This window comes from Kitasatospora sp. NPDC056800 (assembly GCF_042789775.1).
Classification (GTDB): domain Bacteria; phylum Actinomycetota; class Actinomycetes; order Streptomycetales; family Streptomycetaceae; genus Kitasatospora.
Genome location: NZ_JBHUAL010000146.1, coordinates 1 through 24,889 on the forward strand (window position 1 = coordinate 1; position 24,889 = coordinate 24,889).

Annotated in this window: 21 protein-coding genes; 8 read left to right on the forward strand and 13 right to left on the reverse strand. The window is 74.3% G+C overall.

Going from position 1 to position 24,889, the window contains the following annotated elements:
• Position 1: 1 nt before the first annotated feature.
• Both ACFRQN_RS27525 and ACFRQN_RS27530 read right to left on the reverse strand, forming a co-directional pair.
• Positions 2-403: a YccF domain-containing protein gene (locus ACFRQN_RS27525; protein ID WP_074002484.1), complete on the reverse strand. Its 402-nt coding sequence runs from the start codon at positions 401-403 to the stop codon at positions 2-4.
• A 219-nt stretch (positions 404-622) separates the two neighbouring features.
• Positions 623-4,021 (reverse strand): S8 family serine peptidase, encoded by a 3,399-nt coding sequence (locus ACFRQN_RS27530; protein ID WP_380742824.1) that lies wholly within the window; start codon positions 4,019-4,021, stop codon positions 623-625.
• Positions 4,022-4,249: 228 nt separating this feature from the next.
• Between ACFRQN_RS27530 and ACFRQN_RS27535 the strand changes: the two genes are divergently transcribed.
• The 3 genes from ACFRQN_RS27535 to ACFRQN_RS27545 all read left to right on the forward strand — a co-directional run bounded on the left by ACFRQN_RS27535 (position 4,250) and on the right by ACFRQN_RS27545 (position 6,753).
• Entirely contained in the window at positions 4,250-4,783 is a 534-nt protein-coding gene (locus tag ACFRQN_RS27535; protein ID WP_049661368.1) for a SigE family RNA polymerase sigma factor, read from the forward strand.
• Positions 4,780-5,598, forward strand: a complete 819-nt coding sequence (locus ACFRQN_RS27540) for a hypothetical protein (protein WP_074002485.1) — start codon at positions 4,780-4,782, stop codon at positions 5,596-5,598. The genes ACFRQN_RS27535 and ACFRQN_RS27540 overlap by 4 nt, the downstream gene beginning before the upstream one ends.
• 177 nt (positions 5,599-5,775) lie before the next feature.
• Positions 5,776-6,753, forward strand: a complete 978-nt coding sequence (locus tag ACFRQN_RS27545; RefSeq protein WP_049656999.1) for a helix-turn-helix transcriptional regulator — start codon at positions 5,776-5,778, stop codon at positions 6,751-6,753.
• A 64-nt stretch (positions 6,754-6,817) separates the two neighbouring features.
• On the opposite strand, the gene ACFRQN_RS27550 is transcribed toward ACFRQN_RS27545, so the two are convergent.
• The 10 genes from ACFRQN_RS27550 to ACFRQN_RS27595 all read right to left on the reverse strand — a co-directional run bounded on the left by ACFRQN_RS27550 (position 6,818) and on the right by ACFRQN_RS27595 (position 16,499).
• The gene (locus tag ACFRQN_RS27550) at positions 6,818-7,777 is read right to left on the reverse strand and encodes an aldo/keto reductase (protein WP_380742826.1); all 960 of its coding nucleotides are present in this window, start codon (positions 7,775-7,777) and stop codon (positions 6,818-6,820) included.
• Positions 7,752-8,810, reverse strand: coding sequence for a lysylphosphatidylglycerol synthase domain-containing protein (locus tag ACFRQN_RS27555; RefSeq protein ID WP_380742828.1), 1,059 nt, complete (start codon positions 8,808-8,810; stop codon positions 7,752-7,754). Before ACFRQN_RS27555 ends, ACFRQN_RS27550 begins: the two co-directional genes overlap by 26 nt.
• Positions 8,807-9,826 (reverse strand): glycosyltransferase family 2 protein, encoded by a 1,020-nt coding sequence (locus ACFRQN_RS27560; protein ID WP_380742830.1) that lies wholly within the window; start codon positions 9,824-9,826, stop codon positions 8,807-8,809. Before ACFRQN_RS27560 ends, ACFRQN_RS27555 begins: the two co-directional genes overlap by 4 nt.
• Entirely contained in the window at positions 9,819-10,982 is a 1,164-nt protein-coding gene (locus ACFRQN_RS27565; protein WP_049657004.1) for an endonuclease/exonuclease/phosphatase family protein, read from the reverse strand. The genes ACFRQN_RS27560 and ACFRQN_RS27565 overlap by 8 nt, the downstream gene beginning before the upstream one ends.
• Positions 10,976-11,995, reverse strand: coding sequence for a UbiA prenyltransferase family protein (locus tag ACFRQN_RS27570; RefSeq protein WP_380742832.1), 1,020 nt, complete (start codon positions 11,993-11,995; stop codon positions 10,976-10,978). The genes ACFRQN_RS27565 and ACFRQN_RS27570 overlap by 7 nt, the downstream gene beginning before the upstream one ends.
• A 20-nt stretch (positions 11,996-12,015) precedes the next feature.
• Positions 12,016-13,113 (reverse strand): NAD(P)-dependent oxidoreductase, encoded by a 1,098-nt coding sequence (locus ACFRQN_RS27575; RefSeq protein WP_241852879.1) that lies wholly within the window; start codon positions 13,111-13,113, stop codon positions 12,016-12,018.
• On the reverse strand, positions 13,110-14,180 hold the full coding sequence (locus tag ACFRQN_RS27580; protein WP_380742834.1) for a glycosyltransferase family 2 protein: 1,071 nt from the start codon (positions 14,178-14,180) through the stop codon (positions 13,110-13,112). The genes ACFRQN_RS27575 and ACFRQN_RS27580 overlap by 4 nt, the downstream gene beginning before the upstream one ends.
• An 11-nt stretch (positions 14,181-14,191) precedes the next feature.
• Positions 14,192-15,832 carry a Rieske 2Fe-2S domain-containing protein gene (locus tag ACFRQN_RS27585; protein ID WP_380742836.1) on the reverse strand — a complete coding sequence of 547 codons (1,641 nt, stop codon included), beginning with the start codon at positions 15,830-15,832 and terminating at the stop codon, positions 14,192-14,194.
• Positions 15,833-16,005: 173 nt separating this feature from the next.
• Complete coding sequence (locus ACFRQN_RS27590) at positions 16,006-16,323, reverse strand: hypothetical protein (RefSeq protein WP_049657477.1); 318 nt, start codon at positions 16,321-16,323, stop codon at positions 16,006-16,008.
• Positions 16,324-16,358: 35 nt separating this feature from the next.
• Positions 16,359-16,499 (reverse strand): hypothetical protein, encoded by a 141-nt coding sequence (locus ACFRQN_RS27595; protein WP_181970519.1) that lies wholly within the window; start codon positions 16,497-16,499, stop codon positions 16,359-16,361.
• A 401-nt stretch (positions 16,500-16,900) separates the two neighbouring features.
• Here ACFRQN_RS27595 and ACFRQN_RS27600 point away from each other — a divergent pair, with 401 nt between their 5' ends.
• A complete protein-coding gene (locus tag ACFRQN_RS27600) occupies positions 16,901-17,947 on the forward strand; it encodes a VanZ family protein (RefSeq protein ID WP_380742839.1) in 1,047 nt (348 codons plus the stop codon).
• Between the two features lie 37 nt (positions 17,948-17,984).
• Here the strand turns inward: ACFRQN_RS27600 and ACFRQN_RS27605 are convergent, their stop codons facing one another.
• Positions 17,985-19,058 (reverse strand): YncE family protein, encoded by a 1,074-nt coding sequence (locus tag ACFRQN_RS27605; RefSeq protein ID WP_380742841.1) that lies wholly within the window; start codon positions 19,056-19,058, stop codon positions 17,985-17,987.
• 143 nt (positions 19,059-19,201) lie between these two features.
• Between ACFRQN_RS27605 and ACFRQN_RS27610 the strand changes: the two genes are divergently transcribed.
• From ACFRQN_RS27610 to ACFRQN_RS27625, 4 genes are all read left to right on the forward strand, one after another.
• Positions 19,202-20,095, forward strand: a complete 894-nt coding sequence (locus tag ACFRQN_RS27610; RefSeq protein WP_380742843.1) for a LysR family transcriptional regulator — start codon at positions 19,202-19,204, stop codon at positions 20,093-20,095.
• 93 nt (positions 20,096-20,188) lie between these two features.
• A complete protein-coding gene (locus ACFRQN_RS27615; protein ID WP_380742845.1) occupies positions 20,189-20,701 on the forward strand; it encodes a hypothetical protein in 513 nt (170 codons plus the stop codon).
• Between the two features lie 146 nt (positions 20,702-20,847).
• The gene (locus ACFRQN_RS27620) at positions 20,848-22,479 is read left to right on the forward strand and encodes a multicopper oxidase family protein (RefSeq protein WP_380742848.1); all 1,632 of its coding nucleotides are present in this window, start codon (positions 20,848-20,850) and stop codon (positions 22,477-22,479) included.
• A 249-nt stretch (positions 22,480-22,728) separates the two neighbouring features.
• A complete protein-coding gene (locus ACFRQN_RS27625) occupies positions 22,729-24,750 on the forward strand; it encodes an amino acid transporter (protein WP_380742850.1) in 2,022 nt (673 codons plus the stop codon).
• The last annotated feature ends 139 nt before the right edge of the window (positions 24,751-24,889 follow it).

Below are 24,889 nucleotides of genomic sequence, written 5' to 3' on the forward strand. Positions count from 1 at the left end.
GTTACCGCGCGCCCCACTCCCGGTCCGTCGGCACGATCTCGCGGCCGAGCGGCATCAGCGAGATCGGGATCATCTTCAGGTTGGCCCACCCGAAGGGGATGCCGATGATCGACAGGAACAGCGGGATGCTGGTGATCAGGTGCCCGATCGCCAGCCACCACCCGGCGAAGACCAGCCAGATCACGTTCCCGACGCACGACGCCGGCCCGGCGTCCGGCCGCTCCACCGCCGTCCGCCCGAACGGCCACAGGATGAAGCCGGCGATCCGGAAGGAGGCGATGCCGAACGGGATGGTAATGACCAGTACACAGCAGATGATTCCGGCGAGCACGTAGGCAAGAGCCATCCAAATGCCGCAGAAAACCAACCAGATGACATTGAGGATGAACTTCACTGCACTCATGATCGGTACCTTCTCACGGCTGATGACGTTGCACTGCAACCGTGCCATGCCCGCTGGTGAGCGTGTCTACGCCCTTAGGGGTCGCGCCTCAGGGATCGGTCCGGGTAGCAGTCCCGGACAGGGACTCCTTCGGGTTCGGCGCCCGCCGAAGGGGGCCGGGTGCGAGGCGGCCCGACGGCTCGGTGGCGCGGGGGAGACCCCCGGGCCACCGAGCCCGCTTCACGGTGTCAGCCGGTAGGCGCGGAGCGTGGTCTGCTCGACGGAGCCGCCGTCGGCATCCCGGGCCACGGCCCTGAGCGAGACGAAGCCGCCCGTCCCGGCCGGCGGGTCGACGGTGACCCGGTAGCCGCTGTCGCCCGGCTGCACCGGGGCGTTGCGCCAGTTGGCGCCGTCGTCGAAGGAGACCTGGACCTCCAGGCTGGCGACGGTCGCGGCGGGCGCGCCGCTCTGCCGCTCCACGGCGGCGAGCAGCGTGTGCTGCTTGCGCGGCGCCTGGTTGTCCGGGTTGACCGGGGCGGTGAAGCGGACCGCGTGGATCGGCAGCGGGGTGCTGCGCGGGGCGCCGCCGGGGCCCGGTGCGACGGCTCCCGAGCGGAAGGTCCAGACCGCCTCGACGGTGCCGGACAGCGCGGCCCACGGCTCGGACCGGGTGGCCTTCGCGGTCAGCCGGTAGGTGGCGTCGCCGGCCGGCACGGCGAAGTCGGCGGACTCCCGTGCGCTGCTGCCGATCCGCTTGCCGTCCCGCTCCAGGTCGATCCGGACGGTGTCGTCCAGCCGCCGCGTCCACGGTGAGCCGATGTGGCCGGGCGAGGCGTCGCTGAACAGCTGCGGCGCCAGCGTGAGGAAGCCGTCGCTGGTGCGGGCCATGGTGGCCGCGCCGCCCTGGCCGGGGGCGAGGCCGGGTCCGATGACGGCGGCGTTCCAGCGCTCGGCACAGGTCTCGCCGGCCGCGCAGCGCAGGGCACCGCTCTGGCTCACCGTGGAGGGGACCATCTCGCCGCCGGGCCCGGCGTTCTGGCCGAAGGTCGTCTCGCGGCGCTGGTCCTTGACGGTGAAGTACTCGGTGCGGACGGCCGGCAGCGCGAAGTTCGGCTCCGCGATGCTGAGGCCGCCGACGCCGCCGGCCTCCGCGAAGCTGCTGAAGTCGCCCGCCGTGCCGGGGGCCTGGGCGAAGTAGCGGGTGTTGAGGGTGGCCAGCTCGCCGGGGTCGACGGTGAAGGCCGGGTCCGGGAGCCCGCCGGTGGTGTGCACCAGCAGGTCGTAGCGGTCCGGCAGCCGTCCGTTCTGCTGCTGCGGGCCGTTCTGGACGCTCTGCGCCGTGAAGTCCAGCCGGCCGGCGCCGGGTCGGCCGCCTGGGATGACGTACAGGTTGCCGGGCCGGCCGATGGCCGCGAAGGAGTCGGCGCACCCCTCGTCGCCGCCGGTGCGGTAGCAGTAGGCCGCGGAGAGTGACCAGCCGGTGGTGGCGCGGCCGGGCACCGTGACGGTCAGCTGCCTGCCCTGCCGGGCGTCGACGGCGATCCTGGTGTCGCCGCGCAGCTCCAGCTCGGGCTGGAGGAACAGGGTGGACGTCGGGCTTGCGGTCCCGGCACCGGGGGTGACCAGCTTGCCACCGAGGTTGTAGCGGCCCTCGGGTACCCGGGCGGTGGCGGTGCCGCCGGTGAACCGGAGCGGGAAGGACTCCCGGGTGTCCAGGTTGACCAGGCCGATCATCGACTGGGTCATCCAGGTGCCCGGTCCCACCGGAGCGCCGTCGCGGTCGACCGCGGTGACGGTGACGTCGTGCCGGACGGCCTCGCGGGTGAGCGCGTACGGGGTGGTGACGGCGGTGCCGCCGGGGCCGGTCGCGGTCACCCGGCCGGTCAGCGAGGCGCCCGCGGCGATCCGGGCCGGGTCCACGGTCACGGTGGCCGGTGCGCTGGCGCCGGCCGGGACGGTCAGCCGGGCGGGGGCGACGGTGAACCCGCCGGCCGGCCCGGTGGACCGGGCGGCCAGGTCCAGGGTGACAGGCGTGCCGCCGGCGTTGTGGTACGTGACGGTCCGGTTGGTCGGGGCCGCGTCGGACGCGTCGTCCAGGCGGATCCCGGTGCCCTCGGCGGTCGCGTACACCTCCTGGGTGGTGGCCCGGGCGACGTCGACCCGCCCGGCGCCCTGCTCGTACGCGCCGCGCCCGGCCAGCGGGGCGGCGGAGGACACGAGCGTGGCCTTGAGCTGCGGCCCCTTCCAGTCCGGGTGCTGCTGGAGGAGCAGGGCGGCGGCTCCGGCGACGTGCGGGGCCGCCATCGAGGTGCCGGAGATGGCCGTGTACCGGTCGCCGACCGGGTTCTGGCCGTCCGTCCCGGCGGCGCGGGCGGCGACGATGCCGATGCCGGGTGCCGTGAGGTCCGGCTTGACGGCGTGGTCGCCGGTGCGAGGGCCCTGGCTGGAGAGGCCGGCCAGCGAGCCGTCGCGGTCGACGGCACCCACGGTCAGCGCGGCGTCCGCCGAGCCGGGGGTGCCGACGGTGCCGGGCCGGCCGCTGTTGCCGGCCGCGGCGACGAAGAGCGTGCCGTAGCGGGCGGAGAGCGTGTTGACGGCCTGGGCCAGCGGGTCGGTGCCGTCGGTGGCGGCGCCGGTGAAGCTGGTGTTGACGATCGGCGCGCGGGCCGCGGCCCACTCCATGCCCTGGAGCGCCCAGGACTCCTGGCCGTTGCCCTCGTCGTCCAGCACCTTGCCGACCAGCAGCCGGGCCTCGGGGGCGACGCCCCTGAACCGGCCGTCGGAGGCGGAGCCGGTGCCCGCCACGATCGAGGCGACGTGCGTGCCGTGGCCGTCCGCGTCGGAGGCCACTGGGGTGGGGCCTTCGCGGGCCGGGTCGGCGAGGGTGAAGTCGGAGCTCTCGCCGAGGGAGCCGGCCACGTCGGGGTGCCCGCGGTCGATGCCGCTGTCCAGCACCGCGACCTTGACGCCCTTGCCGGTCCAGCCGGACGACCAGGCCTGCGGGGCGCCGATCTGCGCGGTCGACCGGTCGAGCGCGGCGGTCACCTTGCCGTCCAGCCAGACCTTGTCCGCCCCGCTCGCGGCGAGCCCGGCGCCGGGCCGGGCGAGCTGTTGCCAGAGCTCGCCCGTGCGGGCCTTCGGGGCGCGCAGGGCCACGCCGTGCACGCTCTCCAGCGTGCGTACGACGGTGGCCCCGGCCGGCGGCGCGGCGGCGGCGAACCCCTTGGCACCGGGTCGGTCCGAGCCGAGGATCAGCGGCAGCTCGGCGGTGCCCGCGTCGTCGTAGCCCTGGGCGATCAGCCCGGCGACGTCGAACAGCCGCGGGTCCAGCCGCCCGGTGCTCAGCGGCTCGACGGCGTCCGCGGGGAGCAGGGTGAGCGTGCCCGGGGCGCCGGAGCGCTGGGTGAAGGTCACGTCCTCGCGTCCGGGCCCGGGCTGTACGGCGACCAGCGACACCCCGCCGTCGGTGCCGACCAGGGCGGTGACCCGGTCGCCGGTCACCAGGGTCACCCGGACCGGCCGGCCCGCCGCCGGTGCGGAGCCCCCGGCGGGTGCCTCGGCCGGCGACGCCCAGCCGGCCGGGGCGACGGCCGTCCCCGCCAGCACCGCGCCCAGCGCGACGGCCGGCCACCGGCCCACCCGCCTCGGGCCTTTTCTGTGTATGCCTTGCATAGTGTCCTCTCAGTGGGGCGACGCCCTGGATTCGGCGGGCCGCTCGCCGACCCTGCCACTGGATCGACGGAGCAGGGGGCCGCAGAGGATGTCACGGCCCGTCAGAAAGTTCCCTCGGGTTTTCCCCCTCCGGTGACATCCCGGCAGCGGGTCCGCTCCGTCGGAGAGGGCAGAGACGAACGGAGGGCACGCCCTGTGCGTAGCGCAGACCTGGAGGAGTTCCGCGGCTTCGCCGAGGACCGGTTGCCGCACCTGCGGCGGACCGCGTACCTGATGTGCGGCGACTGGCACCACGCCGAGGACATCACGCAGACCGCACTGACCAAGCTGTACGCGGTGTGGGGAAGGCGGCACCGGATCGCCAACCTGGAGGCCTACGCCCACCGGGTGCTGACCCGGTCCTGCATCGACCACACCCGGCGCCGCTGGCGGCGCGAGGACCCGACGCCCGTGCTGCCCGACCGGGCCGGCCAGGGAGCCGACCCCTCGCTGGGCCTCCAGGTCCGGGCCGCGCTGGCCGCGCTGCCGCCGCGTCAGCGGGCCGTGGTGGTCCTGCGGTTCTGGGTCGACCTGGACATCGCGGCCACCGCCAAGGCGCTCGGCTGCACCGCCGGCACGGTCAAGAGCCACACCTTCCGGGCTCTCGCCCGGCTGCGCGAGCTGCTCGGCGAGACCGACCCGTTCGACGAACTGGCCGTCACCCCTACCCCCCTGAAGGAACTGCTGTGACACATGACCACGCCCTCGACGGGCAGGACGAGCTGCGGGCCCTGCTCGCCACCGGACTCGGCACCGAACCGCCACTGCCCGCCGACTCGGTGGACGCGGCAGTGGCCGCCGGACGACGCCGCAGCGGCGTGCGGCTGGCCGTGCGGGCCGGCGCCGGGGTGGCAGCCGCCGCGGCTCTGACCGCCCTGCTGGGGGGCCTGCCGACCGGCGGTGCCGCCCACGACCCGGGCGGCACGGCGGTGGCCGCCGACCCGCTGACCGGCCCGCTGACCCTGGCCGGCGCGGCCGGCGACGCCCCGCAACCGCTGCGACCGGACTCCTTCGGCCCCGGCGGCGGCCGGCCCACCGGCTGGAGCAGTGAGCAGCTGGGCGCCACCCTGGCCGGGCTCCTTCCGGCGGGCGGCGGCACGACGGTGCGCGGCGGTGACATCCCCGGCCGCACCTTCCGGGTCGACTGGGCGTCCCCGGTGGGCCAGGTGGAGCTCGTCGGCGGCGCCGACCGGACCGCCGACGCCCCGAACGTACCGCTCTGCGCCACGATCGCCCTGCCCAAGGTCACGCCGCGCCCCGGCGTGCCCTCGCCGCAGGAGGCGGCCCCGCGCACCAACTGCCAGGTGGCCGAACTCCCGGGCGGCGCCCGGGGCGAGGCGATGACGCTGACCTTCCCGCAGGGCGGCCGCGTCTCCCAGTACGTCCGCGTGCAGCGTGCCGACGGTCGGACGGTGACGCTCCAGCAGTGGGCCGGTGCGTCCGGCGCGGGCCTGGGAACGGACGAGCTGCTGGCGATCGCCGACGACCCCGCCTGGCGCTTCTGACCGGCCGCGGCCCGGGACGCGTCCGCCCCGCCGTGCGCCTGCCCGGCGGGGCGTGACCCGTGCTGTCGGCCCCCGGGGCGGGGCGGTGGGCATCCGAGAAATATTGGTATAGACCTAGTCGGCTAGCTGGCTTAGCCTCCCTGTGGTGACGAGCGGGACCATACGGGGGTATCTGCTGTGCTTGAGGTGCTGGGCATCGAACCGTCGGCGGAGGCGGTGTACCGGCTGATCGTGGAGGAGCCGGGGTTCCGGGTCGTCGACATGGCCGAGCGGTTGGGGTGGAGTGAGGAACGGGTGCGGGTCGCGTTGAACCGGTTGGCCGAGCTGGACCTGGTGAACCTGGAGGACGGCTGCCGGGACGCGGTGCCGTTCAATCCGGACGTCGGGTTCGGGTTCCTGCTCTCGCGGGCCACCGCCGACCTCAGCCGGCGTCAGCGGCAGATCGAGTCCGCCGAGCAGGCGGTGACGGCGCTGAGCGCCCGGTTCAACGCCAACCGGGCCTCGCGGTACGAGGTCATCCACCGGCTGGAGGGGCTGGACATGGTCCGCAAGCGGCTGGAGGACCTGGCCTCCACCGCCGAGCGCGAGTGCCTGTCGCTGCTGCCCGGCGGCGCCCAGCTGCCGGACACCATGGACGCCAGCGAGCCGCTGGACCGGCAGGCGCTGGAACGCGGGGTGCGGATCAGGAGCGTCTACCAGGAGAGCTTCCGCAACGACCCGGCGACGCTGGAGTACGTCCGCTGGTTCACCCGGCTCGGCGGGCAGGCCTGCACGGTGCCCTTCCTGCCGCTGCTGCTGGTGGTGGTGGACCGGGAGACCGCGCTGGTGCCGATCGACCCGCAGGACGGCCGCGCGGGCGCGCTGGAGGTGCGGACCCCGGGGGTGGTGAGCGCGCTGGCCCTGCTGTTCGAGGAGTTCTGGGCGGCGGGCACGCCGTTCGGCCAGGACCCGCGCCGCAACGAGCACGATCTGACGCCTCAGGAAAGGGAGTTGCTGCTCCTGCTGAGCATCGGCTGCACCGACGAGGTGGCCTCCCGGCGGCTCGGGCTGTCGCTGCGCACGGTGCGCCGGATGAGCTCCCAGCTGATGAACCGGCTGGGCGCGCGCAGCCGGTTCGAGGCGGGGGTGCGCGCGGCGAAGGAGGGCTGGCTCTGACCGACGGGCACGGGGCCGGGGCCTGTCCCGCACGACAGGCCCCGACGGCTGGAGGGAGGTCCGGTCAGGCCGCGGTGTCCAGCCGTCGGCGCTGCTCCTCGTCGAGGACGAGGTCCAACGCGCCCAGGCTCTCCTCCAGTTGGGCGACGGAGCTGGCGCCGACCACCGGGACGGTCGGGACGGGGTGGCCGATCAGCCAGGCCAGTACCACCTGGTTGACGGTGGCGCCGGTCTCCTCGGCCACCTCCGCCAGTACGGCCAGCCGGGCCTTCGTCTCCGGCTGCTCGTACTCCGCGCGCAGGGGGCGGTCCGGGCGGCAGTAGGAGCCGCCGAGCAGCGGGGAGTAGGCGAGCAGCGCCATCGACGGCCGCGCCGCGAGGTACGAGAGCAGGGCCTCGTCGGCGTGCTTCTGGACGCCGAAGTCCGCGTCGGGCCTCGGACGCAGGTAGCTGTGGCGCTGCTGGACGCACCGGTAGCGGGGCCAACCCCGGTCGGCGGCAAGGTCGTTGGCGTCGGCCAGCTGGGCGGCGCTGTGGTTGCTGCACCCGAGGGCGGTGACCTTGCCGTCGGCGACCAGCCCGGCGAAGGCGCCCATGGTCTCCTCGACCGGTGTGGCCGGGTCGGCCACGTGCGCGTAGTACAGGTCCAGCCGGTCGGTGCCGAGGCGGCGCAGGCTGCCCTCCGCCGCCTCGCGCACCGCGCGGGCGGACAGGCCCTCGATGTGCTCGGGGAAGGGCAGTCCGGGCACCGGGCGGGCGCCGAGCTTGGTGGCGAGCACCAGGTCGTCGCGGTTGCCGCGGCGGGCCGTCCAGCGGCCGAGCAGTTCCTCGCTCTCGTAGCCGTTCGCGCCGGGCGCCCAGAAGGCGTAGTTGTTCGAGGTGTCGATGAACGTCCCGCCGGCTTCCGTGAACCGGTCGAGGATCGCCGTCGCGGTCTCCTCGTCGACGGTGGTGCCGAAGGTCATCGCGCCGAGACAGAGAACGCTGGCCGACTGGCCGTCAACTCCGAGGCTGCGGTACCGCATCAGTCTTCCCTCCAGGGGGATCGGCAGTGGTGTCGCCGGGCGCGGCCGGGGCAGTGCCCCGCCGCGACCTGGTCACCAGAATCATTACCCCGGCGGTGCCCAGTTCGGCCACTGTGCAGACCAGCCGGGAGACGATCGCGGCCGCGCCGGCCGTGGAGACCGGCACCACCGTCGACAGCGACAGCACCAGGACCATCTCCCGGGCGCCCAGGCCGTCCGGGAGGACGATCGTCAGCGTGCCCGCCACGGTGGCGAGCGCGAAGCCCCCGACGCAGGCCGCCAGCGAGCGGCCGGGCGGCCCGCCCAGGGCGACCACGATCAGCCACAGGTGCAGGCCGGCCGAGAACCAGGACAGCAGGGCCAGGGCGAGCGAAACCCGCACCGCGCGGGGCGAGTTGCGCCCGGACGGCGGCGGCCGGCGGAACAGCCGGGCGCCGTGTTCCACCGCCGCGCCGATCAGGCCCGGACGGACCACGAAGCAGAGCAGGACGAGGACCGGCAGGGCCAGCCACCAGGTGTTGCCGCCGAGCACGGCGGGCGCGATGCCGAGCGCGGCGAGGCAGGCGGTCAGCATGGTGATGCCCAGGCTGACCACGTAGGTGGTGACCATCCGTCCGGCCGTGGCCCCGTACTCGGCGCCCAGCTGGATGTGCGCGAGCAGCCCGAAGACCGGGGTCGGGAGGAACTTGCCGAGCAGCCCGCAGAAGAAGATCCGGGCGCTGCCGAACAGCCCGACGGGCGGCCCCAGGTCGTCCAGGACGGCCCGCCAGGACAGCAGGCCGAGCAGCAGCCCGCCGACGTTCGTCAGCACGGACACCGCCAGCAGGGCCAGGGACCAGCCGTCCGCCATCCTGGTGACCAGGCTCCAGGCGTCGTTGCGGGCCACCGCGACCAGGCCCGCGACGCCGGCGACCAGCAGGACGGCGGTCAGCAGCCGCCGCCGGCCCCGCGGCGGGCCGGCCGGACCGCCCCCGGACGCGTCCGCCGTGACGCCGTCCGTCGCGACGCCGTCCGCCGTGACACCGTCCGTCATGACGCCGGGTGCCGCGGCCGCCGGAAGCCGCGTTCGGTGAGCGCCCGTACCGCGCCCCGGGCGACGCCCGCCACCAGTGCGGTGTGCAGCAGGAAGTGGTAACCGACGAACACCGGGTAGTACCGCAGCCCCTGGTCGCGCACCACGAACCGGGCCAGCCCCGGGTCCGCCACCGCGAACCAGGCCACGCCCAGCGCCGGGAGGACGGCCGCCTTGGGCGTGAGCAGCAGCAGCGGCAGGCTCCCCCAGGTGGCGGCGGTGGCCAGCACGCCCGGCATCCGGTTCGCCTTGAGCGCCCCGGGGCTGAAGCGGTGGGCGCCGGCGAACGCCACCAGCAGCTGCGAGCGCCGGTACTGCTCGCCGAGCAGCGCGCCCAGCCGCTCCACGTCGTCGTGCCGGCCGGTGATGCGCTCGGTCAGCAGGATCGGGTACTTCGCCGCCAGCCGCTCGCTGTACTCCACGTCCTCCGACTCCCGCAGGGTCTCGTCCAGCGGGCCGATCTCCTCGTATACCTCCCGCCGGATGGCGCACATGGCGAAGAAGACGGTGCGCACCCGGCCGGTGGCCCGCCGGCGCCACCAGTACTCGTGCAGGACGCGGTAGCGCTCGACCGGGCCGTCGTCGAACAGCGCCCGCTTGCCGACCACCCCGTGGACGCAGCCGAGGTCGGGCTGCTCCGCCAGCAGGGCCACGGCGTTCGCGACCGCGTCCGGGTCCAGCGCGATGTCGGAGTCCAGGAAGAACAGGATCTCCCCGGTGCTCTCGGCCGCCCCGCGGTTGCGGGCGACGGACACCCCGCCGTTGCGCTGGGTGATCAGCCGGACGGGGTAGCGCCGGACGATCTCCGGGGAGCGGTCCGAGCTGCCGTCGTCGACGACGAGCACCTCGTGCACGGGGTAGGTCTGCGCGAGGGCGGACTCGACGACCGCCGCGATGGTCTTCTCGTAGTTGTAGTTGGGGATGATCACCGACACCGTTGGTCGTGCCTCGGCCGTGCGTGCGTCCGGATCAGCCATGTGTGCCTCCCGTTGCGGGCCCGGTGATCCAGGCGTCCTGGCGGAGATGGTCGGATGTGCCCTCGGGGCTGCTCAGCGAGTAGCGGTGGGTCCGGGAGCCGTGTGCGGTGAACGCCCAGTCGAAGCGCCACCAGTCGTGCCAGCTGCCGGCGTCCCAGGACATCGGCAGGACCGTGTCGCCCGCGTCCGCCGCGTCCTGGGTGAGGCCGCGCAGCTCGTTGAGGTCGCCCATGCCGGCGTTGGTGTTGAAGTCGCCGGCGATGAACAGGGGGTCGGGGTTGGCCCGGACGTCCCGGACCAGCCCGTCGAACTGCTGCCGGCGCTCCCGCTGCCGGCGGTGCACGTCGGCCGGGAAGTCCTGCGGGGGCATCCCGTAGGCGACCGGCACGAGCATGTGGACGTTGTAGAAGGACATCACCGAGCCGTTGACCGCGAGGTCGGTGCGCAGCACCTTGGCCCCGGCGAAGACGCGCGACCAGTCGCCCTCCCCGCGCGCCCGCAGCTCCTGGTCCGGGCCGACCGGTGGCTGCGCCACCACGGGGAACCGGGAGAGGGTCACCAACTCGCCCCGGGTGACCACCTGGTAGCCCGGGAACTCGCGCTTCAGCCGGGCGGTGTCGTCCACCTCGCGGGCGCCGTCGGCGCCGGCCGCGTCGTCCCAGTGCAGGTACTCCTGGAGCAGGTACACGTCGGCGTTCTGGGCCTTGAGGTAGGCGTAGAACCGGTCCGGGTCCACGTCGGAGCCCCAGTACTCGGTGTTCTGCGCGACGACGTGGATCGCGCCGGGCGGCACCGTCCGGTCGGCCGTCGCCGCGGCCAGCGTCAGTCCCGACTGGTCCAGCCCGACGGCGAGCGAGAGCACGCCCATGACGGCGGGCCAGCGCACCCGGCCGCGGCTTCGGCGCAGCCGGACGGCGAGGGCGGCCAGCAGCACCAGCAGCGGGACGCCGAGCAGGACCGGGGGAGGGGCGGCCCCGGGGACGACCCAGAACCAGGCCCGGCCGGTCAGGGCCTCCTGGAGCGCGCAGAACAGCAGCCACCCCGCGCTCACCGCGGCCAGCAGCCGGACCGGCCAGGTGGCGGCCCGGTCGGCGAGGAACCAGGACCGCCGGGGCCGGGGGAGCGCGAAGCGCCCGGGCTGGGGGGCCGTCACCATGACTGCACCGCCAGCAGGAGTCCGAAGCCGGTCAGCCACAGTCCGCCGACGGCGAGCATGGTCCGGTCCGTGAAGAGGGTCCGGGTCGGTTCGCCGCCGCCCTCGCTGACCAGCAGGATCTGCAGGTAGCGGGCGATCGCGAAGACCGCCAGCGGGGTGGAGAGCAGGATCCGCAGCTGGCGCATGCCGCCGGCCGCGGCGTCGCTCTGCAGGAAGGACACGTAGGCGAGCACGGTCACCGAGGCGGCGAAGGTGACCATGCTGTTCAGGAACGGGACGGAGTAGGCGCGCAGGGCCGGCCGGTGCAGCTCCGAGGGCCCGCCCTGCACCGAGGTCAGCTCGTGCCGGCGCTTGCCGAAGCCGAGCAGGATGCAGACCGAGAAGACGCAGAGCAGGAACCAGGAGGAGATCGGGACGGAGGCCGCCATGGCGCCGGCGCAGACCCGCAGCACGAAGCCGGTGGCGATGACGAACACGTCGACCACCGAGACGTGCTTGAGGACGAAGCTGTACAGGATGTTGGTGACCGCGTAGACGAGCACGGGGACGGCGGCGGCCCCCGCGGCCGCCGAGCCGGCCAGCAGGGCGAGGTAGAGGACGGCGCCGAGCACGATGGCGACCGGGACCGGGACGGCCCCGGAGGCGATCGGGCGGTGGCGTTTGACCGGGTGGCGGCGGTCCCGCTCCCGGTCGGCGAGGTCGTTGACGACGTAGGTGGCCGAGGACGCGAGGACGAACAGGACCAGGACGGGCAGGGCGCCGGCGACGGCCGGCCACGGCGAGGCGCCGGACGCCAGCAGGGGCAGCACCAGGACGACCGCGTTCTTCGGCCACTGGAACGGTCTGACCAGCCGGAGCAGGCCGCGCACCAGCGAGCCGCGCCGGGGCTCCCCGGGCAGCCCGGACCCGCCGGGCTCCTCGGGCAGGTCGGCGGGCGGGGGGCCGGTGGCCCCGTCGGGCGGATGCACCGGTGGGCCGACGAGGCCCTTGCGGTACTCGCTCGCAGTACTCACTTCCGTTCCCTTCGCTGCTGTCAGAAGAGGACCTTGACCGTGCGCAGGGCACCCTCGCGCCAGCGGTCGGAGTGCGTCCGGCCGGTGGTGCCGGCCACGGCGGACCGGTTCGCGCGGTACCAGGTGAAGCTGCGCTCGATGGCGGTCGCGTTGGAGTGGCGGGGGGTGAAACCGAGCACCTCGCGGGCGTCGGTGATGTCGACGCAGGAGTCCCGGGTGAGCTTCTGGACGAGGCGTCCGTAGACCGGGGACAGCCGCAGCGCGGCCAGCGTCCGCAGGGCGGCCTTCGCCGGGCCGAGCGGCAGCGGGACGACCCGCTTGCCGTGGCCGGCGAGGTCCAGGACGACCTGGCAGTCCTCGCGGAACGAGCCGTACTCGGCCGCGCCGACGTTGAACTCCCGGTTGACGCGCTCGCCCGGCAGGGTCAGCACCGCGGTCACCAGGTCGCAGAGGTCCTCGACGTCCAGCATCTGGTTGAGGGTGTGGCCGCCGCCGAGGACGGGGAAGCCCCGGCCGTCGAGCGCCCAGTCGAAGAGCATCGCGAAGACGCCCAGCCGGCCCGGGCCGATGAAGGTCTTCGGGCGCAGGACGGGCACGCACATGCCCCGGTCGCGGTAGTCGGCGCACAGCCGCTCGGCCGCGATCTTCGCGGCGTTGTACGGGTCGACCGGGACCAGCGGGTGGGTCTCCGGGGTCGGCGTGCGCTCCGGGAGGCCGTACACCGCGGTGGAGGAGATGTGCAGCACCCGGTCGGTCCCGGCCCGCCGGGCGGCGTCCAGGACGGTGCGGGTGCCGTCGACGTCCACCGAGCGGATCTCGGCCGCCGGGTGGCTCGGCAGGGCGGCGGCGCCGTGCACCACCACGTCCGCCTCGGCCGCCAGCCGGCCGAGCAGGGTGCGGTCCCGGACGTCGCCGACCACCGCCTCCACGGAGGGCAGGGCGGCGAGTCCGGGCGGCAGCGGGCGGCGGTCGAGGGCGACCACCCGGTGGACGGGCGAGCTGCCGAGCCGTCGGACCAGGGCGCTGCCGAGGAAGCCAGCCGCGCCGGTGAGCAGTACGCGCTGGGGTCGGGCGGTGGGGCGGGGGCCGTCGGGCGTCACGGGGCTGTCGGTGGTCACGGGCGGCCTGCCGGCGGGGTGGTCGGGTCGGGGGAACCGGCCAGCGGCGGACGGGCGGCGCCCGCCGGCGGCTCCTGGCGCCGGTACAGCCGCCGGAACCGCGGGCTCAGCAGCCACTGGCCGGCCCCGACCGCCGCGCCCGCCGTCACCGCGGTGCCCGCCGCGAAGTGCAGGGCGGTGTACGCGACCGCCGTCGGGACCCCGCGCTCCCGGACCAGGAAGGCGTGGAAGCCGCGGTCGGCGAGCACGGCGCCGGCCGCCAGGGCGGCGGTGGCGGGCAGCGTCCGGCGGGACACCAGGGCCAGCGGCAGCGAGGCGACCGCGCCGGCCGCGGCGAGCGCGGCGACGGCCCGGGAGCGAGTCTCGAACCCGCGCATGAAGCCCCGGTGGTCCACGTAGAGCGGCACCCGCAGGCGCGCCCGGCGGAACAGCTTGCGGACCAGCCCGGACAGCTGCTCCTCGTCGTTGTGCCGCCCGACCACCGCGGAGCTGAGCTCGATCCGGTGGGTGGCCGACAGCCGTACGCCGAAGTCGATCTCCTCGGTCTGGCGCAGGGCCGGGTTGAGCCCGCCGGAGTCCAGGAACAGCGACCGGCGGATGGCCGCCAGGGCCGAGAACCAGGGGGTGACGGTGCCCTCGGAGCTGATCCGCCAGTAGTACGACTGGAGGATCCGGTAGTCCCCGACCCGGGTGGTCGGCAGCAGCGGCTCCTTGGCGGTGATGCCGCACACCGACCCGGTCTCCGGGTCGGCGGCGAGGCGCTCCACCGCGGCGGCGACCGAGGTCGGGGAGAGGCCGACGTCGGCGTCCAGGAAGAACACGATCTCGCCGCGGGCCTCCCGGGCACCGCGGTTGCGGGTCTCGGCGGGCCCCGCGTTGCGCTCCTGGCGGACCAGTCGGCACGGGTACTTCTCCGCCACCAGGGCGGAGTCGTCGGTGCTGGCGTCGTCGACCACGACGATCTCGAGGTTGGGGTAGGTCTGGGCGGTCACCGCGTCCAGGCAGGCGGGCAGTGTGCGGGCGTCGTTGTAGAGCGGGATGACCACCGACACCAGGGGAAGGGTCATGTCTGTCCTGTTCAGGCCGCGGGGATCTCGGGCAGGTCCGGGTCATCGTCGGACGGGTTGACCCGCGCCTCGCTGATGATCTTCCGGTCGTCACTGGTCAGGCAGCGGCCGGTGGCCAGGTCGAACTCCCAGTCGTGCAGGCGGCAGGTGAGGATGCCGTCCCGGTGGGAGCCGAACCGGACCAGGTCCGCCTTGAGGTGGGGGCAGAGCCGCTGGACGACGTGGTCGCCGGCCCGGGCGCGCTCCTCGGTCTGGCTCAACTCCGCGTAGTAGCCCTCGACATAGGCCATCCGCTCGGTCGAGAGGGAGGCGAAGAAGGTGGTCACGAACTCGTTGAAGGGCCCCTTGCGGGCGGCCTTGAAGCGGCAGGACAGGAACAGCTCGTTGGCCCAGTCGGGGCAGCGCTCGGCGACCATCCGCTCCACCAGCGGCCGGGGCAGCTCGAAGCGGTAGCGGCACTCCTCGCCCGCCCAGCGGGCCACCCGGCGGTCCAGGAAGTCGAACAGGATCTGCTCGGTGGGTGCGGCCCCGGCTCCGGCCCCGCCGTCGGCTCCCTCCTCGGCTCCGGTCGCGTCCGGGGTGTCCACCACCTCGACCAGGACCCGGCCGTTGATGCCCTCGCAGGTGCGGTCGGCGTACTGCAGCAGCGGCTCCACCCACTCCCGCAGGCCGGTCAGCAGGTCGGTGCGGGTGGTCGGCCAGCCGGCCTTCTCCGCGCGGATCCGGTCGGCCCGGCGGGCCTGGTACTCGCGCAGGTAGCCGGTGCGGTCGTCGCGGATCCGGGCGACCGTCCGCTCGTCGACCTGCTCCAGCCGGCAGCTGCGGTCCGGGCCCAACTCGGCCACGGTGCCCGGCAGGAGGAGGTGGGTGTTGGTCACCCCGCGCTCGCGGAGGAAGTCGAGGAAGACCCACTGGTCGGGGAAGATGTTGGCGTCGTCGCCGTCCAGGTCGTTGAGGTGGAAGAGCTCCTCGTCCAGGAAGCAGGGCGGCCCGGCGAACGGGAAGACGTGCTCGGCGCCGTACTGCTCGACGTAGTTCAGGGCGCGGGCCATGCCGTTGCGGCGCTTGCGGCGGCCGACGGTCTGCTTCATCCGGGCGGGGAAGTCGTACACCATCGGGTACCAGATCGCCCCGGAGTACTGGAGGAAGTGCCCGGCGAGCGGCCCGAAGGACCTGATCCGGGGCTCGTCGACCGGGCGGGCGTCGTTCTGGTTGAGGATCCGGGTGCCGTTGTCGTCGATGAGGATCGCGGAGTCGCCGATCGGGCCGTCGGTCGGCGAGGTGAGCGCGTTGACCATCACCTGGACGCCGCCGTCCAGTTGCGTCGGTTCGAGGTCCCGGGTCTGGACGAAGTGGCGGAAGCCGAGGTCCTCCAGGGACGTCCGCAGGTCGCGGACCGGGTAGTCCGGCAGCAGCACCACGGTGTCCTTGGACATCCGGGTCCGCAGCCACTCGGCGTCGAAGTGGTCGTGGTGGAGGTGGGAGACGTACAGGTACTCCGCGGTGTGCAGTTGGGCGGTGTCCATCGCCTCGTTGTCGGGGAACGGGAACCACGAGGCGAAGAACGCCGGATTGAACCAGGGGTCGCAGAGGATGCGCCCGGCACTGGTCTCCACGAGCAGGCCGGCGTGGCCGACGGATGTGATGCGCATGAGTCTCCAATGGCGGTCGAGCGACTTCAGGAGGAGGCGGCCGGGGAGAGGCAACGGCCGTGGGGGGAGCCATCGTTGGGGGAGCGGCCGCGGTGCCGTCCGGGCGGGCGTCAGCGGCCGTCCGTGGGCCCTGTCGGCGGTCGTGGGCGGTCGTGAGCGGTCGTCAGCGGCCGTCAGTGGGCGTCGCGCCGCGGGCCGGCGGGCCGGTCGAGCACGTTGAAGTCCGTGACGGCGAACCGGGCGAGCGCCGTCGGGCCGGCGACGGCCCGGTGGGCGATCGCGATGGCGCGGCCGACGGCGTCGGTCAGGTCGCAGCCGGCGAGGTAGAAGGTCAACCGGACACCCCGGGGGGTGATGTGGACGTGGAGGTGCTCGACGCCGTCGCGGGCGGACGTGACGCTGTCCAGGGCCGAGAGCACGGCCCCGACGGTCGGCCGGGCGCCCGCCGACCCGCCTGTCGCGGCGGTCAGCAGCACGCCGACGAGGTGCACCGGAAGTCCTGGGAGCTCTGGGGGGAACCGGCCGGTCAGCCCCAGGAGAAGCCGCTGCCCACCGCGGCCGGGAAGGCCTGCGGGAGCGGGCGGAAGGGAAGCGGGGCGACCGGCGCGGTGGCGAGCCCGGTCGTCGTCCGGCGTACGGGGCCGCGGGAACGCGCGGAGGTGAACATGGGGAAGTCCTCCGAATCCTGGGGGGTTTCGGGCCGCTCTCGTTCGTCCGCGGCCTCGGTGGTCCCAAGATTCGCACGGGCCCCGGCGTGCTCACACAGGTTCAGGGTGACACCAAACGCGTGGCAGCTTCGGGCCAGGAAGGGGACGTCGCGCCGACCCCGGATGAGCTGCGCGGCAGGCGACTTGGCAGGTTTCGGTCAGGCGGAAGGTGTCAGCCCGCCGCCGTCCCGCGTTCCGCGATGCGGACAGCCGGCGGCCGCCCCCGGGAGGGAATACGTGCAGGTCCCTCGCGTGGACGGCTCGGTCTCGCGAGGGACCTGAGGGTGGGTCCGGGGCCGGAGCAGGCCGGTGCCACGGCTGGGGTAGCGTTCCTTTGCCTACCCTTGACCCGGAAGACCTGATGATCGAAGCAAGCTACTCGGCCGTCCCCGCCCTCCTGCTCGTGTTCGCCGTCCTCGGGTCGGCGCTCGCCCTCGGCACCGCCCGGTGGGCCCGCCGGAGAGGCATGGCGGTCCCGACGGCGGTGCTGTGGGGACTGAGCCTGGCGGGCGAACTGGCGGTGACGCTGACACCGACGGCCACCGGGTACTCGGGGCCGCCGAGTTGCACGATCGGGCCCGGCATGTGGGCCGACGCGACGGCGCAGCAGGGGCTGATGAACATCGCGCTCTACCTGCCACTGGCGTTCTTCGGCGTGCTGCTCTTCCGACGGCCGGTCACCGTGCTCGCGGGCTGCGCGGTGTTGTCCGCCGTCACCGAGGTCGTCCAGACCCTGCTCGGGACCGGACGCGCCTGCGACGCTGCGGACTTCGTCGACAACGTGGCCGGCGCCCTGCTGGGGACGCTGCTCGCCGTCGGCTGGCTGCTGGTCCGGCGGCGCGGGCTGCCCCGGCTGCGCAGGGACCTGGTCCACGGGCTGGTGCTGGGCGCCGTCGGGCTGGCGGGGGCGGGGCTGGTGGTCCACTTCGGGATCCGCACGTACCGGGACTCACCGGGCCTCTTCGCTCCGCCGTCCGACGACATCGCGACGGCGCAGCGGGTGGCGGAGGGCGTGTTCGGCCCGCGCACGCTGGTGGACACCACCACGACCACCGCCGACCCCGGGCTCACCCAGCAGATCATGGACGTCAGCACCGACCGCGGCGACCTCCGGATCGAGCAGCCCAGCGGCCGTCTGCTCGCCGTCGCCGCCGCCACGCCCTCAGCCGACGCGGCCGGCTCGCCCACCCTCACCCCGGAGCAGGTCGTCGCCGCCGGCCGGGCCTTCGCCGACACCTGGTTCGCCGACCGGATCGCCGGCCTGACCCCGACCGTCACCCCCGCCGGCCCGAACGGCGCTGCCCGCACGCTTGGTTACCGCCGCGAGGGTACGGCCGCCGGGCAGCCGGCGGTGCGCCTCGACCTGACCGTGGGCGCCGACGGCCGCATCCTGACAGCTTCCTCGTAGTCCCTGGTCCTCGAACTCCCGTGGTCCGTCCCGGGGTTCAGACAGGACGGGGCAGGTACGCCAGGCCGTGCGCGCCCGCCTCGCCGAGCCGGGGGACCTCCAGTCGGGCCACCGGCTCCAGCGCCGCCAGGTCGATGACGTCGACGGTGGAGGAGACGGCGCAGGAGACGTAGGCGAGGCGGCCGTCGGGGGAGGAGGTGACGGTGAGCGGGAAGAGGCCCACCTCGACCGAGCCGAGCCGCTGGTGACCGTCGGCGGCGAAGACCGTGAGACGGCCGGGGAGTTGGCGCCCCAGGGGCGAGCCGGCCTCGGGGACGCTGCGCACCTCGCCGGCCAGCAGCCTGCCGGTCGGGGTGAGGTGGACCGGCAGGGCCGGGGAGTCCGTCGGGAGGACGTCCGTGACGGACGCGGTCGCGACGTCGATGACGCGGATGCCGGGGGTCGGGGCGGGCGTGGCGGTGGTCGAGAAGTACGGGCCGGCGACGTAGACCCGGGCGCCGTCGGGGGAGACGGCCAGGCCCTCGCTGCCGGGGACCTCGACCTTGGCGGTCAGCACGCCCCGGTCGAGGTCGACGACCGAGACGAAGGGTGCCTCCTTGTTGGTGGCGAAGCCGGTCCGGCCGTCCGGGGTGATGGCGAACCAGTGCGGACCGGGCGCCTCGGTGTCGATCCGGCCGAGCGGGCGACGGGTCCCGGTGTCGATGACCACGACGCCGCCGGGCCGGTCCGGGCCGCCCTCCACGCTGACGTACAGCCGGCCGCGGGCGGTGTCCAGGGCCAGTCCGTGCGGGCCGTGTTCGGGGGCGAGGTCGACCACGTCGACGACGCGCCGGGTGTCGGCGTCGATGACGGTCACCTCGGTGCGGCGGCCGCTGTTGGCGCCGTAGTAGCCCGAGTGGTAGGCGCTGGTGCACCAGAGCAGCCGCCGGGTCGGGTCGAAGCAGAGCTCGTGCGGTTCGGCGAGGATCCGAACGGTGTCGAGGTGCCGGTCGGTGGCGGCGTCGAAGAACAGGACGTTCGAGCCGCTCTGGCTGACGACGGCGAGGACGTCGCCGGTGCGGTCGGTGCGGTCGGCACGCTCGGTGCGGTCGGTACGGGAGGGCTGCGACATGAGGACTCCTCGGGGAGGGTTTCGCGGTCTTGCGGTTTCGCGGTCGTCTCCACTGTCGTCGGCAGCCGAGGCGGGAGCCATGCAAGGATCGGCATCGGATAGTTGCCCAGAATGCAAAGACCCAGGTCAGGAGCGGACGGCCGATGGATCTCAACCTGCTGCGGGCGCTGGACGCCCTGCTCCAGGAGAACAGCGTGACCCGCGCCGCCGAGCGGCTCGGCACCTCACCGGCGGCCGTCAGCCGGATGCTGGCCCGGCTGCGCCGCGCCGTCGAGGACCCGCTGCTGGTGCGCGCCGGGCAGGGCCTCGTCCCGACCCCGCGGGCGCTCGAACTGCGGGAGGAGGTCGGCGCGTTGCTGCGCGGCTGCGACAGCGTGCTGCGCCCCGGCGCCGGCTTCGACCCCGTCCACCTCGACCGGACCTTCACGCTGCAGGCCGGTGAACTGATGCTGGTACGGACGGCGGGCGCCCTCGTCGAGCGGGTCCGGGCGGAGGCCCCGCGGGTGGACGTGGTCTTCCTGCCGGAGGCGCTGGAGGACGGGCCGGCGCTGCGGCAGGGGCTGGTGGACGTCGAACTGGGCGTGCTCGGCCACCTGGACACGGAGGTCCGCAGCCGGCAGCTCCTCCGCGTTCCCCTGGTCGGCCTCGCCCGGGCGGGCCATCCGCTGTTCGACGGCCGCCGGATCACCGCCCGCCGGTTCGCCGCCGCCGACCACATCGGCGTCTCCCGGCGCGGCAAACGGCTCGGCCCGATCGACGCCGGGCTCGCCGACCTCGGGCTCCGGCGCCGGGTGGCGGTGGTCGTGCCCAGCCACACCGGCGCGATGCTGCTCGCCCGGGACAGCGACCTGGTCACCCTCGTCCCCGAGGACTGGCTGCCGGACACCGTCGCCGCGCTGGGCCTGCGCACCTTCCCGATCCCGCTGGAACTCGCCCCGCTGGAGCTGGGGATGGCCTGGCACCCGCGCAACTCGGCCGATCCGGGGCACCGCTGGTTCCGCGAGCACGTGGCGGCCGCGGTGCTGGGGCGGGAGTAGCCCCCGCGGGGGTGTGCCCCGGCTCGGTCCGCGGTGTGCGGTCGGGATACCCTGCCGGGGTACATGGCGGCGGCTGGGGACAGGAGGCGGAGGATGGTGCGGTCACGGCCGTTCGGTCCGCCGGTGCCGTGGGCGCCGCGCCTGCTGCTGCTCGCCGCGCTGCTGTTCGGCATCGTGACGATGCACACGCTCGGCCATCCGGGCGGTGGGCACGGTGGTTCCGGCGGGTACGGCGGGCACGGTGGTTCCGGCGGGCACGAGGGAGCGGGGACGCACGCCTCGGCCGTGCACCCGGCGCACCCCGCGGCCGCGGTCCACCACGACCCGGCCGCCGCGCCCATGGAGGCCGCCTCCGCCGTCGACCCCGCCATCCCGGCCGCCTCCGCCGTCGACCCGACCATCGCCGGCGGCATGGACCCGATGGCGGTCTGCCTCGCCGTCCTGGCGGGCTGGACCCTGGTGCTGCTCCTCGCCGGCCCGCTGCTGCGCCGCAGCGGCGACGCCGCCGCCGAGGTACGGGCCCGACTGCTGCGGGCCGTCCGCGCGCTGCCCCCGCCCGGGGGCGGGCGGATACTCCTCACCCGGCTTTCGGTGCTGCGCCAGTAGGCGCGCGCCCGCCGTCCCGTGCCCGCGCCCGCTCTGGAGCGCCCGCGCGCACGTCCACGCGCCCGCTCGCGCCCCGCAGCGCCCGCGCACGGAACGGCCGACGCGACGTCCTGCACACCCACACACCGCACGAGGTGCACTCCGCCATGCGCACACCCACCCGTCGTACCGTCCTCGGCGCCGCGCTCGCCGCCGCCGGGACCGGCCTGCTCACCGCCTGCTCCTCCGGCTCCATGAAGGGCATGGACCACGGGTCCATGAACCACGGCCCAACGAGCGGCACGACCGGAGCCGCCGCCCCGGCCGGCTACCTCGCCCCGAACGGCCCCGAGGTCGCCGCCGCCGAGGCCCGGCGCAACCCCGGCCCGGAGCGGAAGGTCGCGCTCACCGCCACCGAGACCACCCTGGACCTCGGCGGCCGCACCGTCCGCAGCTGGGCGTACGGCGACCGCCTGCCCGGCCAGGAGGTGCGCGCCACCCTCGGCGACACGCTCGCCGTCACCCTCGCCAACCACCTGCCGCAGCCCACCACGCTGCACTGGCACGGCCTCGCGCTGCGCAACGACATGGACGGCGTGCCGGGCGTGACCCAGGCCGACGTCCGGCCCGGCGCCTCCTTCGAGTACCGCTTCGCGCTCGCCCACCCGGGCACGTACTGGTTCCACCCGCACTCCGGCGTCCAGCAGGACCGCGGCCTGTACGCCCCGCTGATCGTCGAGGACCCCAGGGAGCCGCTGGCCTACGACAAGGAGTGGGTCGTCGTCCTGGACGACTGGGTGGACGGCGTCGACGGCAGCACCCCGGACGCCGTCCTCGCCGAACTCGCCCGGGGCATGGGCGGGATGGACCACTCGGGCGGCTCCGGCCACGACATGCCGGGGATGACGGGGATGCCGGGCCACGACATGGCGGGGACGCCCGGCGCGGGCGGCACCCCGAACGCCGCCGGCCCGTCCCGGATGCTGATGGGCGCTCAGAGCCCGCTGCTGGGAGGCGACGCCGGTGACGTCGCGTACCCGTTCCACCTGGTCAACGGCAGGCTCGCGACCGCGCCCGAGACCTTCGCCGCCAAGCCCGGCGACCGGATCCGGATCCGGCTGGTCAACGCGGGCGGCGACACCGCCTACCGGGTCGCCCTCGGCGGCCACGAGCTGACCGTCACCCACACCGACGGCTTCCCGGTCGAACCGGCCACCACCCAGGCGCTGCTGCTCGGCATGGGCGAGCGCTACGACGTGCTGGTGACGGCCAAGGACGGCGCCTTCCCGCTGACCGCGCTGGCCGAGGGCAAGAACGCCACCGCCCTGGCCGTGCTGCGCACCGGCGGCGGCGCCGCGCCCGACGCCGCCGTCCGCCCGGCCGAGCTGGACGGCCGATTGGTCACCGCGGGGCAGCTCAAGGCCGCCCCGGACGTCCGGCTGCCCGCCAGGACGCCGGACCGCACGGTGAGGCTGGAGCTCACCGGCGGGATGGCGAAGGCCGACTGGGCGTTCAACGGCCGCCGGTACGACCCGGCGCAGCGCTACCCGGTGGCGGCGGGCGAGCGGGTGCGGCTGGAGTTCCGCAACAGCACCGCCATGTGGCACCCCGTCCACCTGCACGGTCACAGCTTCGCGCTGCCCGGCGACGGCCCGCGCAAGGACACCGCGGTGGTGCTGCCGGGCACGACCCTGGCCGTCGACTTCGACGCCGACAACCCGGGCCTGTGGATGGTGCACTGCCACAACGTCTACCACGCGGAGACGGGCATGATGACCGTCCTCGGCTACCGGGCCTGATCGCGGACTCCCCCCCCGCGCGAAAGTGCCCGGGTTCCACCCTGAAAGGACCCCGAACCGCTCCGCCGGTTCGGGGTCCCGCCGTCTCCGGCACCCGGCGCACTCCGGCGTGCCACCGGCACCGACCTGCGGCGTCATGACGATTTCTTAACGCGGCCCGGTAGCGGATCCTTAACGCCGGTCGCATAGCCTGACGCACTGCCGTCGCCCGACGGCGTTTTTACGGGGTCTTTAAACAAGAGGTGCAAGGTGGTTTCGTCGGGTTCGACGGAGACGGCGGAGTCGGACGCGCCGTCGGCGCGAATACGCCTCCGCAGCTGGCTGCTGGAGGACGTGACCGCGGAGAAGCCCGTGCGGCAGTCCGCCGACGAGGGTGCCCCGGAGGCGCCGACCGGGGGCGCGGCGGCGGGGGACTCCGCCGCGCACGGCACGCCCGCCGGCCAGCGCTGGTGGCGGGTGATGTGCCTGACCGGCCTGGACTACTTCTCGACGCTCGGCTACCAGCCGGGCATCGCCGCCCTGGCCGCGGGCGTGCTGTCGCCGATCGCCACCATCGTGCTGGTGGTGGTCACCCTGCTGGGCGCGCTGCCGGTCTACCGGCGGGTGGCCAAGGAGAGCCCGCGCGGCGAGGGCTCGATCGCGATGCTGGAGCGGCTGCTGTCGTTCTGGAAGGGCAAGCTGTTCGTCCTCGCGCTGCTCGGCTTCGCGGCGACGGACTTCCTGATCACCATCACGCTGTCCGCCGCCGACGCGAGCGCGCACCTGGTGGAGAACCCGCACCTGACCGGCTTCCTCGGCGGCAAGCAGGTGGTGATCACGCTGGTCCTGGTGGCCCTGCTCGGCGCGGTCTTCCTGAAGGGCTTCAGCGAGGCGATCGGCCTGGCGGTGTTCCTGGTCGGGACGTACCTGGTGCTGAACGTGGTCGTGGTGGCCGTCGGCCTCTGGAAGATCGTCTCGGCGCCGCACGTGGTCACCGACTGGACGGACGCGCTGACCGCCCAGCACGGCAACCCGATCGTCATGGTCGGCGTGGCCCTGGTGACCTTCCCGAAGCTGGCGCTCGGCCTGTCCGGCTTCGAGACCGGCGTCGCCGTGATGCCGCACATCAAGGGCGACCCCGACGACACCGAGGCGAACCCGGCCGGCCGGATCCGCGGCACCCGCAAGCTGCTGACCACCGCCGCCGTGATCATGAGCTGCTTCCTGATCGCCACCAGCTTCATCACCACGCTGCTCATCCCGGCCGACCAGTTCAAGGCCGGCGGCGACGCCAACGGCCGCGCCCTGGCGTACCTGGCCCACGAGTACCTCGGCGGCGCCTTCGGCAGCGTCTACGACCTCTCCACCATCGCGATCCTCTGGTTCGCCGGCGCCTCCGCCATGGCGGGCATGCTCAACCTGCTGCCCCGCTACCTGCCGCGCTACGGCATGGCCCCGCACTGGGCCCGCGCGGTGCGGCCGATGGTGATCGTGCTGACCCTGATCGGCTTCCTGGTCACCTGGATCTTCGACGCCGACGTGGACGCCCAGGGCGGCGCGTACGCGACCGGCGTGCTGGTGCTGATCAGCTCCGCCGCCATCGCGGTGACCATCGCCGCGCACAAGAAGCGCGAGCGCGGCTGGACGGTCGCCTTCGCGGTCATCGCGGCGATCTTCCTCTACACCACCGTGCTGAACTGCCTGGAGCGGCCGGACGGCCTGAAGATCGGCGCCTGCTTCATCGCCGGGATCGTCCTGGTCTCGCTGCTCTCCCGGCTGCGCCGCGCCTTCGAGCTGCGTGTCACCAGCGTCGCCCTGGACGACGTGGCGGAACGTTTCATCAGGGACTACGCCCACCGGCCGCTGCGGCTGATCGCCAACGAGCCGAACAGCCGGGACCTCGCCGAGTACCGCGACAAGATCCACCAGATCCGCGCCGACAACGACATCCCCGGCGAGGACGACCTGGTCTTCGTCGAGGTGACCGTCCGAGACGCCTCCGACTTCGAGGCCGCGCTGACCGTGCGCGGCGAGGTGCTGCACGGCCGCTACCGGGTGCTCACCCTGGAGAGCTCCAGCATCCCGAACGCGCTCGCCGCGCTGGCCCTCAACATCCGGGACCGCACCGGGCAGCAGCCGCACCTCTACTTCGAGTGGACCGAGGGCAGCCCCTTCGCCCAGTTCCTGCGGTTCTTCCTGTTCGGACAGGGCGAGGTCGCCCCCGTCACCCGCGAGGTGCTGCGCGAGGCCGAGCCGGACCGCTCGCGCCGCCCGCGCGTCCACGTCGGCTGACGGCCTGCCTCTGCTGCAAGGCCCGTACGCTGCGGCCCCTACGCCCCGGTCCGTCCGCCCCGGCCCGTCCGCTCCTGGTGAGCGGACGGGCCGTCGGCGTGTCCGGGGCGGAACGACGGACCGCCGCCCGCGCCTGGGC

Excerpts from the sequence above, each read along its gene's own strand:
- ACFRQN_RS27550 (WP_380742826.1), bottom strand. The coding sequence starts at position 7,777 with ATGCGGTACCGCAGCCTCGGAGTTGACGGCCAGTCGGCCAGCGTTCTC.
- ACFRQN_RS27610 (WP_380742843.1), top strand. The coding sequence starts at position 19,202 with ATGGATCTCAACCTGCTGCGGGCGCTGGACGCCCTGCTCCAGGAGAAC.
- ACFRQN_RS27565 (WP_049657004.1), bottom strand. The coding sequence starts at position 10,982 with ATGGTGACGGCCCCCCAGCCCGGGCGCTTCGCGCTCCCCCGGCCCCGG.
- ACFRQN_RS27525 (WP_074002484.1), bottom strand. The coding sequence starts at position 403 with ATGAGTGCAGTGAAGTTCATCCTCAATGTCATCTGGTTGGTTTTCTGC.
- ACFRQN_RS27600 (WP_380742839.1), top strand. The coding sequence starts at position 16,901 with ATGATCGAAGCAAGCTACTCGGCCGTCCCCGCCCTCCTGCTCGTGTTC.
- ACFRQN_RS27585 (WP_380742836.1), bottom strand. The coding sequence starts at position 15,832 with ATGCGCATCACATCCGTCGGCCACGCCGGCCTGCTCGTGGAGACCAGT.
- ACFRQN_RS27555 (WP_380742828.1), bottom strand. The coding sequence starts at position 8,810 with ATGACGGACGGTGTCACGGCGGACGGCGTCGCGACGGACGGCGTCACG.
- ACFRQN_RS27560 (WP_380742830.1), bottom strand. The coding sequence starts at position 9,826 with ATGGCTGATCCGGACGCACGCACGGCCGAGGCACGACCAACGGTGTCG.
- ACFRQN_RS27595 (WP_181970519.1), bottom strand. The coding sequence starts at position 16,499 with ATGTTCACCTCCGCGCGTTCCCGCGGCCCCGTACGCCGGACGACGACC.
- ACFRQN_RS27580 (WP_380742834.1), bottom strand. The coding sequence starts at position 14,180 with ATGACCCTTCCCCTGGTGTCGGTGGTCATCCCGCTCTACAACGACGCC.
- ACFRQN_RS27620 (WP_380742848.1), top strand. The coding sequence starts at position 20,848 with ATGCGCACACCCACCCGTCGTACCGTCCTCGGCGCCGCGCTCGCCGCC.
- ACFRQN_RS27605 (WP_380742841.1), bottom strand. The coding sequence starts at position 19,058 with ATGTCGCAGCCCTCCCGTACCGACCGCACCGAGCGTGCCGACCGCACC.
- ACFRQN_RS27615 (WP_380742845.1), top strand. The coding sequence starts at position 20,189 with ATGGTGCGGTCACGGCCGTTCGGTCCGCCGGTGCCGTGGGCGCCGCGC.